The following is a 13,230-nucleotide window of genomic DNA, read 5'->3' as shown; positions in this document are numbered from 1 at the left end:
TCTCACCTGCCTTAATAATTTTTAGAAGACGAAGCAATCCAGGTCACAGAAACCGCTGCCATGATGATGGTTACACTTATGATGAAGATGGACCTGACTAGGTGCATGGGCACCTGATCCGCCTCCATATTGCGGTTCCTTGTAATAGCCGCCAAAGACATTATGCGGAGACCAGTCAGGACTGGCTTTCGGAGCTGGAGGCGACAAAGACTCAAACTCGCTGGTGCCGTAGACAATCTTGCCTCCTACAACCGTGAAGACCGATTCAATTTTTTTAATTGCTTCTTCGGGGACAAGTAAGAAATTATCGGAAAGAATCGAAAAATCAGCATAATGGCCCTCTTTAATTTGCCCTTTGACATCTTCCTCTTTGGAAAACCATGCATTCCCCGCCGTATACATGCGAAGTGCTTCATGCCTCTCTACGCGATTAGATTCAGGGTACAGGCTTAACCCGCCTAACGTCTTACCCGTTACTAACCAGTATAAGGCAACCCACGGATTATAACTGGCTACTCTTGTCGCATCTGTCCCTACCCCGACACGCAATCCATGCTGAAGCATTTTGGTTATCGGAGGAGCATTTTCTGCTGCTTTGGCGCCATATCTTTCGACGAAATACTCGCCTTGAAAAGCCATTCGGCTTTGAACGGCGATCGAGCCGCCTAATTCCACAACCCGCTCCAAATCCTTCTCATGAATGGTTTCGGCATGATCCAGAATCCAGCGCAGATCTTTGAAAGGCACTTCTTTATTCACGCGCTCAAATACATCAAGGAAGCGTGTAATTGACTCTCCATAGGTTGCATGAAGACGAAATGGCCAGCGTTGTTCAACGAGGTGCCTAGAAACTTCAAATAGTTCATCTTCAAGTACAGCCGGGAGTTCTGGACGAGGCTCTACAAAATCTTCAAAGTCTGCTGCACTATAGACAAGCATTTCACCGGCACCGTTATGACGATAATAGGAACTGCCCGTGTACGGCTGCGATGAAGCGGTCCATGCTTTAAAGTCACTCAATTCATTCTTGGGATGCTGCGTGAATAAATTGTACGCCGTGCGAACCGTAATTTCTTCACGTTTATCAAGTTCGTCAAACACCTGATAATCATCGGGATAGTTCTGAAAGCCCCCACCGGCGTCAATAACGCTTGTGACTCCAAATCGATTCAATTCCCTCATAAATAGTCGAGTTGAGTTTAATTGGTCCTCGTATGAGAGCTTTGGCCCTTTAGCTAAAGTCGCATACAAAATCGTAGCATTAGGCCTTGCGATGAGCATTCCTGTTGGATTACCTTTACTATCCCTTTGGATCTCTCCGCCTGGCGGGTTCGGCGTATCTTTTGTATAGCCAATTACTCGCAAGGCAGCTTTGTTCAGAAAAGCTTGACGGTAAAGATTGAGGATAAAAACGGGTGTGTCTGGTGCAATTCGATTAATTTCATCTAGAGTGGGCATACGGCGTTCAATGAATTGGAACTCTGTCCAGCCGCCTACAACACGGACCCAATGAGGAGCTGGTGTACGATCCACTTGTTTCTTCAACATTCGCAATGCATCCGCTACGGACGGCACTCCATCCCAACGAAGCTCGAGATTATAATTAAGACCACCTCGAATGAGATGAATATGGGAATCGTTCAAGCCTGGTATTAACATTCGTTTATTTGCGTTCACAACCTGAGTCGATGATCCAACATATTTCATGATTTCGGCATCATCTCCAACAGCTAGGAATTGACCATCCTTAATTGCAACTGCTGTTGCTGTAGGATTTGAATCATCCATCGTTACTATACCGGCATTGTGAATGACCAAATTGGCTTCAACATCTATTGTTTTCTTAGACATGACTCTACTCTCCCTTTAGATTATTTATTTGTTGTTTACCAATTGCTGTATCCAGGGTATCAACCTCTGACCCAAGAACATACCAGCAAGACCAAGTAGTCCCAAAAAAGGCGGTGCTGGCGAAGGGATCTTAAGCGATTGAAAAATAACGCCAATTACAATACCTGCAGCAAGAGCCAGAGCCATAGAACCCACAAAACCCATAGAACCCATACTTATCTCTCCTCCCTCAATTCTTATCATTTTTATGTTCCTACTAGATGCCTGCTGTTCTTAAGTCTAAGAGTCAACATTTTGACTAGCAATAAGGCTTTCTCTATAACAATCATAGGATTTACTTATGGATATCATTTATAGAACTTTTGATATATATAGCTTTTCCCTATGAAACATATAGAAAACTGAGAATTGTTTGCACGGTTACATTTCAATAGACTGAGTACATGCAGCAGGATTTCCAATTTATTGAACTGTTGTAATCATATCCGGAAAAGGTAGGGATTTTAGTATGTTTAACGCGAAAACAGATTTGCTAACGTCTGATAACTCTGCAATTATTCTTGTAGACCACCAGCCACAAATGCTCTTTGGTGTTCAAAGTGCTGATCGTCAAACCATCATTAACAATACGGTTGGATTGGCCAAGACGGCCAAAGTTTTCAAGGCGCCTGTCATTCTTACAACTGTAGCAGCGGAATCATTTTCAGGCCCGCTTCATCCGCAAATTCAAGAGGTATTTCCAGAGCAGAAGCCAATTGACCGTACAACTATGAATTCTTGGGAAGATGAAAATTTCTTAGCAGCAGTGAAGAAAACAGGCCGTAAAAAGCTGATCATGGCTGCACTTTGGACGGAAGTTTGCCTTGCTTTTCCTACAGTTTCAGCCATTAAAGATGGATATGAAGTATACATTGTAACGGATGCTTCAGGCGGGACTACTACGGAGGCACATGACATAGCCGTGCAACGCATGATACAAGCGGGAGCAATTCCCGTTACTTGGATGTCTGTTCTTCTTGAGTATCAACGGGATTGGGCACATCAAGAAACGTATGACGCAGTCTTGGAGATTGCTATGCAGCATGGTGGTGCCTATGGCGCGGGTCTTGTTTATGCCCAAGCGATGTTTGGCGGCCACGGGGGATAGAGAGACAATTATCAGAGGAGTGAATGATGAAGCATGGCTAAATTAACAGTTGGAACAGAAAACGGACAACCCATTGAATTGTACTTTGAGGATCTTGGTGCAGGCAAACCAGTGATATTAATTCATGGCTGGCCACTGAGCGGGCGCTCGTGGGAAGGGCAAGTTCCAGCCCTCATCGAAGCAGGTTACCGCGTAATTACCTATGACCGCCGCGGATTCGGACAATCCTCCCAACCGTGGAATGGTTACGACTATGATACATTTGCGACGGATCTCCATAAGCTAATTAAACATCTAGACCTTAAGGATGTAACACTGGTCGGATTTTCGATGGGTGGCGGGGAGGTTGCCCGTTACATTGGCACATACGGAACAAGCCGTGTCAAAAAAGCCGTGCTCGCTGCAGCGGTTCCTCCGTTCTTTTATAAATCTGACGAGCATCCGGAAGGCGGTCTGGATGAGGCCACCATTCAGGCCTTCCAAGACGGTTTGAAGAAGGATCGTGTCGCCTTCCTTGACAGCTTCACTCACAATTTCTATAAAGCTGGGGATAGAACCGATCTGGTCAGCGAGTCCTTCCGTGCTTACAACCTTGATATCGCTTCTTATGCATCGCCAAAGGGGACGCTGGATTGTATTGATGCCTTTGGCCGAACAGATTTCCGTGACGATTTGGCGAAATTTGATATCCCATTACTTGTTATCCATGGCGATTCCGATGCGATTGTGACACTTGAGGTAAGCGGTCAACTTTCCCACGAAGCTGTTGCGGGGAGTCAACTCGTTGTCATTGAAGGTGGACCTCATGGTTTGAATGCGACTCACCCTGAAGAATTCAATACCGCTTTAATTCACTTCCTTAATAACAAATAAATGAATAGTCACGGAATCATCAGTTCCTTCATATAGAGCGCCTTCGAGGCTTTTCATAAGGATTATAGAGGAATGTTAATAAATGTGTAAAATGTGACCCATAAGAATGACACCTTAAGAAGGTGACTCTCTTGTGGGTCATTTGTTTGTTAAGTTTCAAACCGCCTTCGCTGGCTTCGGAATTCCAGCGCTGTGATGCCTACGGTATCCTTGAATATTCTCGTAAAATGCTTCACATTCTCGAATCCAACCTGATCACTGATTTCGTACACCTTCAAATCGGAGTGCACCAACAGCTCCTTCGCCTTGTCCAGTCTTAACCGGCGAACATAGTTCGAGAAATTCTCACCGCTATATTCTTGGAAGGCATGGCTGAAATACGAGTAATTAAGTGAGAAATGGTTGGACACGACCGCCATGTTCAAATCGTCGGCATAATGCGTCTGCAAGTAGGTGAGCACTTTTTGCATCGTGTTTTGTTCCGTCGGAACTTGCTCTCTCCGATCTTGGATGAACCTATCCAGACTATCGAGAAGCTGCTCGACAGCTATGTAATAGTCTTCAAACCGCTCGAAGTTTCCGATGTGACCAACACAGGCGTACGTCCTTAAAAGGCCAAGTATCTTATGCCCGTAGATGCGGAACAACTTGTCGAACAGCTCTTCGTTGAGCAGTTGGCTAATACGTTCCAGATAACCGATCTCACTGCTTCTAATAATGCGAATATCGAGGATTTGAGCGAGAAGTTGTTTGATTTCATCACCGCGTCCCATTCCCATGAGATTCAATATTCTTTGAATGGACTCAACAGGAACGACATGCCGCTCATTGCGCTCATTTATGCTGGTGTAGTCCAACACATGGAGTTCAGGAAGCACAATACTGTATTTCAAGGTTTGCTTCGCTTGGCTGTATGCCCACCTTATCTGCTCTATCCCTTGAACAGACTTGCTGATCGCGATTCGCAGCTGCGAATCATATACACTGACCCCCCACCGTTCCGATAGCTGGTAGAACATAACCGGATCTCGTACGATCATAATCGTTCCGCCTTCTCCATCACGGGTGAGCATCCAATCCGTATCCTCTTGTAACAACTCAGCGATTTGATTCCTGAAAGAAGCAGCATCCATACTGCTAGGCTCTGATCCTCCACCGCGCCGCGTAAGAAAGCCCAGCGTATATCTATCATCCAATAAGCTAAAGCCGGCCTGCTTCAGCTTATTCTGTGTTACCGCATCACCAATATCCTTCTGAGTCAAATGCTGAGTAATTAGCTCGGAAGCAACAAAGCTGGCATCTTCGGCTGCCGTGTCTGCTAGCTCTTCTCTCGTCCTTATGTCATGCATCATTCGCTCCAGGACGGCAAACAACTCCTCCCGTATCACAGGCTTCACGAGATAATCCTTCACGGCATAACGAATCGCTTTCTGAGCATATACAAACTGATTATAGCCAGACAGCAGTACAATCTCGGGCCTTACGGAATGCTCTTGCAGTTGCTCGAGTAGTTCGATCCCATCCATAATTGGCATTCTTATATCTGTGAACATTATATCTGCAGGCTCCTGGCTAAGCAGCTCCAGTGCCTCTTGTCCATTCTCTGCAAATCGGTAGTTGAACAGATTAGGAAACTGCCTCTCAATTACCGATTCCAAGCCCCTTCGAATGATCTTCTCGTCGTCGACGATCAGCAAGCTAATCATAAATGCTTCTAATCTCCCTCCATGACCCGATACGGTAAAGTCATGATTATGCGTGTATAGCTTCCTTCCTGACTCTCAATCTGAATCCCATATTCTGTCCCATAGCTCATCACTAAGCGTTGGTCCACATTACGCAGACCAATCCCATTGCTGTCCTGATTATGCTTGCGAACGAATAATTGCCGGACATCCTGGTAAGCGGAGTCTTCCATTCGAAGCATTCGATTCAATAAGCCTAGTTTCTCTTCCGGTATGCCGCAGCCACTGTCCGTAATCTCTATGACACAAGCTTGATCACGCCGGACGGCAGAGATTGTAATGACAAGATTTCCATCACTGGAATGCATGCGGCTCATCCCATGTTTAATTGCATTCTCGACTGCCGGCTGCAGTGACATTTTGAGCGATTCCTGCTCAAGGCATTCCGATGCAATCGACAACCTTAGATCAAGTCTTCCATCATAACGGATATTCATAACAGATACATAATTCTTGACTTGCTGAATCTCATCGCTGAGCAGCACATGTTCCCGTTTCCATTCCATCGAATACCGCATCATACCGCCTAACGAGGTCATTATATCCGATATAAGGTACTGCCCTTCAATCTCCGCCAGCATCTTGACGTTCTCCAGCGTATTGTAGAGGAAATGGGAATCTATTTGGTTCTTTAGCGCCCGAAGCTCGGCTTCTTTGCCTGCCGCTTGCCTAGTTGCCTGTTCTTGAATGAGCTCGTTAATCTTCAGAATGAGCCTACTGTAGTGCAAGCCCAGCTCTCCTACCTCATCAGTACCAGTAATTGGCGGCAGCTCGACGTTGAAGTTACCGCTTCTCACCTGTTGTATCGATTCTCTTAACACCTTAAGCCTGCGTAAAATCATAGCCTGCATCGAGTAAGACAGCAGTACGAGAAAGGCCACTAATAACGAAATGAGCACAATATAACGAACTCTCGAATGGTTAATGCCTTCCTTCGTGTCCGCAAGACTAACCATATTGACCAGATGTACGTCGATAGATGGAATGTAGCTCTGAAATGCCAAGTAGGAATGTCCGTTAACCTTTAGCTGTACCGTCTCGTATTCTGGATTATTCGTCAGCTTCACGTTATTCATCAATTCCTCCGCGCTGTGTTGCTCAAACACAGGCGAAGCCTTCAAGCTAAAAACTTGTCCGCTCCTTGCTACTACAATCAGCTGGGAGTTCATGTCCTGCACACTACTGAACGTTTGAGAGAAAAAGTCCGACAGTTTCATTGAAATCTCTAAAATTCCGTTATGTGTTCTGTTGTCCGGATATTTGAATTCCTGCAAGTACGTCATGAAGGGCTCGTTGGGCGATTGTTCAGATGGCACTCCAGTGAGGCCAACGCTCTCCTGTATCTCCCACCAGGGCAAACCGTCCTGCTTCATCACCGCATCATGCCAAGGCTTGTCCTGTATACGAGATTCCTGTAGGATGACTGGCCAAATCTCATACACATACTGATTGTCCGTGAACAACCGGACATTCGTAATTCGTGGATTGTTGAACAGAAAATATTGAAAGCTGTTGACCACATCTTTCTTAATGTAAAGAACACGCGCTGCATCCTGAAGTTGTTCAATTTGTAGATAATTGTTCATTTCCCGATTGGATAACGCAAGTTGACCGGTCCATCCCATCAGCTCAATGTTATTCTCAATATTTATCTTCTCGACCGCCAGCACATTCTCGCTATTCTTCTTCAATTCTTTCATTGCCTTAGCGGACTCTTCATCAAGTGTATACCAGGAAAATAGAACAACCGGTATAAAGATAACGAATACAAATGACAGAATCAATTTGACTTGGAGCGAAAGCTTTAATGTAAATGTACGTATCCCCAATAACCAATGTCTGATTGCTGCTAATCCCATCCCCTGTCTCACATCCTGCTGCGTCCTCTGTGGAACTATTGATTGAGCGACAACTTCAGCTTCTGAACATTTCTTTCATAAGTTGCTTGGCGGCTAGCTAAAATAGCTTCATACTCAGGCTCCTTGGTAATGGTGTTCATAAATTCGGCGAACAGCTTATCGAATTCAGAATCTGATCCCGACATTAGCAGCTTCGGCAGCGTCTCTGCCCAGAGCCGTGTGTTTTTTCCTTCCGCAATACCTTCCTTCGTCGTCGGATCAGGGTCGAGATTTTCAAACTCGCTCATACTGATCGTCTTGCCCTTCGTCCAATCTCTAATTTGTTTGGCTGGCTCAGCATCCATACCCTCCATCCAAGCTAGATTTAAGTTCGTATCCATAAGCATCCAATATAAGTAAGAACCGCCATATTTGCTATCGAACGCTTGGCGGTCGGTATTGAGCAGATGCCTGACTTCCGGCAGCAACTGGTCTTTGCCGTCAATCGTATCGTAGGTGACCCCCTTCTCTCCTAAGAATAGATCTTTGTTTCCTTCTTCGCTGAGCAAATAGCTGAGAAAGGCAATTGCTCTCTTCTTATCCTTGACGTTCTTCGAGATAAGCGTCACCGTCCAACCAGAGACACCATTTCCTCCAAGTGTTGGCGCATCATGCGCATCATTTGCAGGGCCATCAATCGCGATATACACCTTATTCGGGTCCTTCTGATACAAATCTTGGTTAATTTCAGTAAAATCAGACCACTGATACAGCATAGCAAAATAGCGACCCTGCGATATTTTCTCATCCTTTTCCAGTCGTTTTTCATCAATATAGACATCTGTCGGTATCAGCCCGTCCTCATTCGCTTGGCGGAATACCTTCAGCCATTTTAGATAAGTTGGATCACTTCGACGATCGTATAGTTTGCCGTTTTTCTGCTGTGGAATAGCTAGGAAGTTCTGAAGATACTCCTCCAGCGAATAGTTGCCTGTTTCCGTAAATTCGTGCAAGCCAATGGGAATGAGTGGCTTGCCGTCTATTTCGGGAAACTGCTTCTTCGCTGCTCTCAGAGCGTCGAGAAACCCTTCGGGCGTGCTCATATCCGGCTTTCCAAGTGCTTCATACATGTCTTTCCGAACTAGAAAGGTTTGATTAGACGTAAAAAGCTCACCATATTTTCGATAATCCTCAGGAGAAGAAGAGGCGTTCGGATAGCTATACACATTGCCGTCAGCCTGCGTATACCAGCTAAGCTTCGTGGGGTCAGCGACTTTAAAGAAATAAGGATCATACTGATCCGCTAGTTCATTCAATGGAAGCACCATATCTCCATTAATCATCTTCAGTGCGGAATCCTCGTACGAGCCTAGCGTAATGAAATCAGGGAGCGACTTTGCAGCCATCATCGTGTTGAGCTTCTCGCCGGCGTCACCAGCAGGCACGATAAAGTTCAAGCTGACGCCCGTCTTCTTCGTTATATAATCGGAAACGATGTTTCCTCCCCACTTGCTTGTGAACCAATCGAAATTGATATACCAGTCAAACGTAATTGGTGTCGTGTCCAGCTTCCAGGCAGGCTCATCCGGAGAAGCCTTCGTTTGAGAAGCATCTGCCTCCTTAGGCTTGCCATTGCTCGATGTACCAGTGTTCCCAGAACAAGCCGCTAACGTCCAACACATCATCAGTGCTAGTAACAGCATTGCTGATTTACGCATTTTATACATTCTTAATTCTCCTTCGGCTGTGAGCAGTAAACTTAATATCCTATTAATGTAATATGTTAACACAAACAAACAGGGGAACACTGTCCAGAGGCCTCAATTTACTGCTAGTATAAAGGTTATAGCAAGCAAAGGGAAGGAAAAGGCTTACATTTCAGGTAGGGATACTATTTTTCCCTACGCCGCCAACTCGAATAAGCGAGCACGACAAGGAAATCCCCTTCGTCTTGGCTCGCTTGCTGTAGTCTTTAAATTTTTATACTTCTAGAAAAAAGTTGATACATTTCTGAACAGAAGGATTATTGTCATGATACTTTTTAAAAACAAGCTTTATCTCACGAATTGGTGTTGGATTCACGAGACGAATCATTTTCAATTGCTGACCGGAAAAACTTTCAATTAAAGAAGCAGATAAGATAGCTACCCCCATCTTTTGCAGTACCATAGAAAGAAGAATAGCCGTGGAAGTTGACTCAAACTTTGATTGTAAGGATTTAGCGATTTTATCGCTGAATGTATGGAGGTGCTCGATTAAGCTTATATCCCCAACAAATAAGGAAGATTCTAAATCTTCCAGCTCTTGAAAAGAAACAACGGTTCGATCTGCCCATGGATGATCCGCATAAACGACCAATGCTTGTTCTTCTTTATATAGGTGCATCGAATGAATTTCTTTGTTTGGAGTATATTTGTCAGTAATGCCAATATCGATACTACTATTCAATAATTGCTGTGATGTATTTTCTACACTCGAAAATTTTAATGTAATGTCAGGACACTGTTCATGGAACTTCAAAAAGCGGGGTATGAAAGAAAAAAAATCCATTGGCGAAATGCCTATCGAAAGTCTATTTGCCCGAGAATAACGTAACTCGTAAGTTTCTTTTTTTGATTCTTCAATGAGCCTCATCACTGAACGGGCCTTTTCATAAAGTATTTCCCCGTCAGCTGTAATCTTTACCCCTCTACCAACTCTCTCAAACAAAGGGCTTCCCACTTCTACCTCTAGAAAGCGGATCTGTTGACTTAAAGAAGGTTGAGACATCAATAAAACCTCTGCAGCCTTAGTAAAACTTCCTTCTTTGCAAATTTGAATGAAACATTCTAATTGCCTGAACATGAAAGATTCACCTCAACCTCACTTACATATGATTCCATCTCTTGCATGAATATTCGTGACGTTAAACTCGTAGTAACGGAATTAAGATGTAAAAGAGATATATCCCAGCAAGGAATATGGCCTTCTAATTTGACAATACGCAACGAATCGTCCCTTAGACTTTCCAGCGAGGATGCTGGTATTAGAGCTGCCCCAAGTCCTTGACGAACCCAATGAATCAATACTGAAGTAGAAGACGTTTCTATTGTCGATTTCAAGTTAAATCCACAAGAGAAACAATATATATCAATTAATGATTTGTTTTTTTCTAGGAACATGATTGATTTCATTTGCCTCAAAGATCGAAAAGGAATCAATGATTTATCGGCCAGAGGATGTTCTGAGTGAATTAATAGCACCATTTCTTGTCTATACAAATGAGTCGAAATGACCGAAGGTGCAGAAACCGGATATGCCGTAATTCCAATGTCTACCTCATGTTTCAATACTTTATTCTCCACATCCTCTGCATCGATTATTTTCAATAAAATATTCGGGTATTTTTGATGAAATCTTATGAAGTAAGGAGCAAGATATTCAAGCTCAGCAGGACAACACCCAATAGAGATAGTTTCTCTAGATTTATTGTTTCGGCCATTTATTTCGTTACGTGCCTCCTCAAGAAGATTCATAATAGCGTTGCCCTTATTTAAGAGAATTTCCCCTGCTTCCGTTACTTCAACTCCTCTACTCACCCGATTGAACAATTGAATATTATACTCATCTTCCAAAACCCGAATCTGCTGACTTAGTGTAGGCTGAGTCACACCTAATTCTTCTTTGGCTTTGGTCAAACTTCCTGATTGGCAAACATGAATAAAATATTCAAGCTGGCGCAATTCCACAGTGTATCCCCCTTAGTTAATCCAGATTAGAAGTTCAGTTCGTTCATCTTTCTGAACCGCAGCGAGCGAGAGAAGTGGAAGGACAGCTGCGGTGAGCTGTGCCACCCCCGTCCCTCTTTCCCTATACCCTACTCTTCCGAGAGAGCAGTTGTCCAAGGAGGTGCCTGTAATGGACTCGGATTCATCACGAGTGTTTGCATTTTGAGACAAGTTTCAATTCGCATTTTCAATTCCGCTATTTCCATTGGCGTGCCTTCAATCTCAATGCCGTACATCGTCGCTTTCACTGATTAATCATCCTTTGAAGTTTCTTTTGCTTCCAGCTGCTTATTCAACCTGCGAAATTCGGCGTACAACCGCTGTACCTCTTGATTCTGTAAACGATACGCCGCCATAAGGTTATCATAGTCATGCATAAGCTTATTAATCGCCGGCATATCCTTCTCGTTGCGGCTCTTGATTCTCGTTCTTGGCATAGAGATCCCCCGTTTCTCAAATCAGCAAAAAATATAGATTGGAAGCACCAATGCACTATCTAGTATTAGCCGTTACTTTTCTTGGTGCTTCCGTGATAGTGATGAACGTATCGTATTAATTGCAGGGCTTTGTAAATATTATATAAAAGAACCGGTCATATAATATATCCGCTAGATTTCAGGTGAGGGTTTCTAGATTTTAGGGTTGGTGTGTTGGGGGCTCTATTTGTGGTTTGAAACTATGAAGGAGCCGCTTCTCTATCGCGGAATTGGAACACTCGTTAGCCCAAGGACATTAGCGCATATAGCGAATATTAATAGTAGCAATGGCAAGACGGGGAATGGCAAAATCACGTTGGCGGTTAATTCAACTATCGTTCTAAGTGAACCTTGACTCCTATCAGGCATGTTTAAATTTTTCAAGAATTAGCATTCTGCCCACATATTTTTCCATGCTCCTCATTATTTCTTCCCCTTCTTTTAAATAGGTTTGATCACCGAACATTTCATAGAGCAGCATATAGTAATTGTATTCGTCCAGCCATTCATTTACTTGGAATAGTGTCACTATTCTACTTCCTTTCCAGTTATAAAAAAATTCACGAAGTATTGCTTACTTCGTGAATTTTTTCTGCTATGGATTAGTGTCCCTCACTGCCGCCGAACATTTCTTGCGAGTAAATAACACCTAGACCATATGCGCCGCCGTGTTCTTTAGCAATATCTGTTGTCGATTTGTACGTTTCAGAACGTGCCCAGTCGCGTTGTAGTTCCAGTAAGTACTGTTCCCAAGTGATTGGTGCCGCGCCCGCTTGAATCATTCGCTCAATGGCCATATCGTGCGCTTCTTTTGAGACACCGCCCGATGTATCGGTTACAATGTATACTTCATATCCTTGATCGATCGCGGAAAGCACAGCAGATAAATCGCAAACCTCTGTCCACAGACCAGAAACGACAAGCTTTTTCTTGCCATAGCTGTTTACTTTATCAACAACTCGTTTATCTTCCCAAGCATTCATCGTTGTGCGGTCAATTGGTTTCTGGTCTGGGAAAACTGCTTGAATTTCCGGGAAAATCGGTCCGCTGAACGACTCTGAAGCAACAGTAGTCAGAACGGTCGGCACCTTGAAAGATTTAGCTGCTTTGGCAAGTCCGGTCACGTTATTCCGCAATTCCTGAATATCAATAGATGATGTAGCAAATGCCATTTGCGGTTGATGGTCGATCATGAGCAAGGTATGGTTCGTTGGCGTCAACAATCTAGGAGACGGAACTGCCTTGGCTTGAATGGCAGTTGAACTAGCGTCAACTCTCTCTGTTTTGGCAACAAGAATTGATCCGAATGCGCTAGCCGATACGAAAGCAGTTAAAAGTGCAAGAGTTGTTACGCGGCTTGTTAGTAATTTTTTCATGATTATTATCTCCCTTTATCTTTAAAATTGTAGAACAGTGTGTCTCGGCCGAAGCGTCTATTACCATGTAAACTTCGTAACCGTTCCTGACATCAAAACTATTGCGTAACTGCTGCCTAAAATTTTTCGTCTTCCAATAATGGATAAGGAAGAACTT

13 protein-coding genes are annotated in these 13,230 nt (G+C 43.9%); 2 read left to right on the top strand and 11 right to left on the bottom strand.

What is annotated here, in order from left to right; genetic code table 11:
- Positions 1-21 precede the first annotated feature (21 nt).
- Both FHS17_RS17390 and FHS17_RS17385 read right to left on the bottom strand, forming a co-directional pair.
- Entirely contained in the window at positions 22-1,851 is a 1,830-nt protein-coding gene (locus tag FHS17_RS17390) for an amidohydrolase (protein WP_167279702.1), read from the bottom strand.
- Positions 1,852-1,875: 24 nt separating this feature from the next.
- Positions 1,876-2,064, bottom strand: coding sequence for a XapX domain-containing protein (locus FHS17_RS17385; protein ID WP_243865411.1), 189 nt, complete (start codon positions 2,062-2,064; stop codon positions 1,876-1,878).
- 295 nt (positions 2,065-2,359) lie between these two features.
- On the opposite strand from FHS17_RS17385, the gene FHS17_RS17380 reads away from it, so the two are divergent.
- Together FHS17_RS17380 and FHS17_RS17375 are read left to right on the top strand one after the other, a co-directional pair.
- Positions 2,360-2,998, top strand: coding sequence for a hydrolase (locus FHS17_RS17380; RefSeq protein WP_167279701.1), 639 nt, complete (start codon positions 2,360-2,362; stop codon positions 2,996-2,998).
- A gap of 33 nt (positions 2,999-3,031) precedes the next feature.
- Complete coding sequence (locus tag FHS17_RS17375; protein ID WP_167279700.1) at positions 3,032-3,871, top strand: alpha/beta fold hydrolase; 840 nt, start codon at positions 3,032-3,034, stop codon at positions 3,869-3,871.
- A gap of 149 nt (positions 3,872-4,020) precedes the next feature.
- On the opposite strand, the gene FHS17_RS17370 is transcribed toward FHS17_RS17375, so the two are convergent.
- The 9 genes from FHS17_RS17370 to FHS17_RS17330 all read right to left on the bottom strand — a co-directional run bounded on the left by FHS17_RS17370 (position 4,021) and on the right by FHS17_RS17330 (position 12,890).
- A complete protein-coding gene (locus FHS17_RS17370) occupies positions 4,021-5,577 on the bottom strand; it encodes a response regulator (protein ID WP_167279699.1) in 1,557 nt (518 codons plus the stop codon).
- An 8-nt stretch (positions 5,578-5,585) separates the two neighbouring features.
- Positions 5,586-7,475, bottom strand: coding sequence for a sensor histidine kinase (locus FHS17_RS17365; protein ID WP_167279698.1), 1,890 nt, complete (start codon positions 7,473-7,475; stop codon positions 5,586-5,588).
- 35 nt (positions 7,476-7,510) lie between these two features.
- A complete protein-coding gene (locus FHS17_RS17360; protein ID WP_243865410.1) occupies positions 7,511-9,181 on the bottom strand; it encodes an extracellular solute-binding protein in 1,671 nt (556 codons plus the stop codon).
- Between the two features lie 253 nt (positions 9,182-9,434).
- Positions 9,435-10,298: a LysR family transcriptional regulator gene (locus FHS17_RS17355; RefSeq protein WP_167279697.1), complete on the bottom strand. Its 864-nt coding sequence runs from the start codon at positions 10,296-10,298 to the stop codon at positions 9,435-9,437.
- Positions 10,283-11,182 (bottom strand): LysR substrate-binding domain-containing protein, encoded by a 900-nt coding sequence (locus tag FHS17_RS17350; protein WP_167279696.1) that lies wholly within the window; start codon positions 11,180-11,182, stop codon positions 10,283-10,285. Before FHS17_RS17350 ends, FHS17_RS17355 begins: the two co-directional genes overlap by 16 nt.
- Before the next feature lie 128 nt (positions 11,183-11,310).
- Positions 11,311-11,469 carry a hypothetical protein gene (locus tag FHS17_RS17345; protein ID WP_167279695.1) on the bottom strand — a complete coding sequence of 53 codons (159 nt, stop codon included), beginning with the start codon at positions 11,467-11,469 and terminating at the stop codon, positions 11,311-11,313.
- Between the two features lie 3 nt (positions 11,470-11,472).
- The gene (locus tag FHS17_RS17340; protein ID WP_167279694.1) at positions 11,473-11,658 is read right to left on the bottom strand and encodes a hypothetical protein; all 186 of its coding nucleotides are present in this window, start codon (positions 11,656-11,658) and stop codon (positions 11,473-11,475) included.
- A 400-nt stretch (positions 11,659-12,058) separates the two neighbouring features.
- A complete protein-coding gene (locus FHS17_RS17335) occupies positions 12,059-12,226 on the bottom strand; it encodes a hypothetical protein (RefSeq protein WP_167279693.1) in 168 nt (55 codons plus the stop codon).
- A 73-nt stretch (positions 12,227-12,299) separates the two neighbouring features.
- The gene (locus FHS17_RS17330; RefSeq protein ID WP_208420458.1) at positions 12,300-12,890 is read right to left on the bottom strand and encodes a hydrolase; all 591 of its coding nucleotides are present in this window, start codon (positions 12,888-12,890) and stop codon (positions 12,300-12,302) included.
- Between the last annotated feature and the right edge of the window lie 340 nt (positions 12,891-13,230).

This window comes from Paenibacillus lupini (assembly GCF_011761355.1).
GTDB classification, from domain to species: Bacteria; Bacillota; Bacilli; order Paenibacillales; family Paenibacillaceae; genus Pristimantibacillus; species Pristimantibacillus lupini.
This window is presented reverse-complemented; position numbering and strand designations above follow the sequence as displayed.

Coding starts and splice junctions, on each gene's coding strand:
- FHS17_RS17390 (WP_167279702.1), bottom strand. CDS start 1,851: ATGTCTAAGAAAACAATAGATGTTGAAGCCAATTTGGTCATTCACAAT.
- FHS17_RS17385 (WP_243865411.1), bottom strand. CDS start 2,064: ATGGGTTCTATGGGTTTTGTGGGTTCTATGGCTCTGGCTCTTGCTGCA.
- FHS17_RS17380 (WP_167279701.1), top strand. CDS start 2,360: ATGTTTAACGCGAAAACAGATTTGCTAACGTCTGATAACTCTGCAATT.
- FHS17_RS17375 (WP_167279700.1), top strand. CDS start 3,032: ATGGCTAAATTAACAGTTGGAACAGAAAACGGACAACCCATTGAATTG.
- FHS17_RS17370 (WP_167279699.1), bottom strand. CDS start 5,577: ATGATTAGCTTGCTGATCGTCGACGACGAGAAGATCATTCGAAGGGGC.
- FHS17_RS17365 (WP_167279698.1), bottom strand. CDS start 7,475: ATGGGATTAGCAGCAATCAGACATTGGTTATTGGGGATACGTACATTT.
- FHS17_RS17360 (WP_243865410.1), bottom strand. CDS start 9,181: ATGTATAAAATGCGTAAATCAGCAATGCTGTTACTAGCACTGATGATG.
- FHS17_RS17355 (WP_167279697.1), bottom strand. CDS start 10,298: ATGTTCAGGCAATTAGAATGTTTCATTCAAATTTGCAAAGAAGGAAGT.
- FHS17_RS17340 (WP_167279694.1), bottom strand. CDS start 11,658: ATGCCAAGAACGAGAATCAAGAGCCGCAACGAGAAGGATATGCCGGCG.
- FHS17_RS17330 (WP_208420458.1), bottom strand. CDS start 12,890: ATGATCGACCATCAACCGCAAATGGCATTTGCTACATCATCTATTGAT.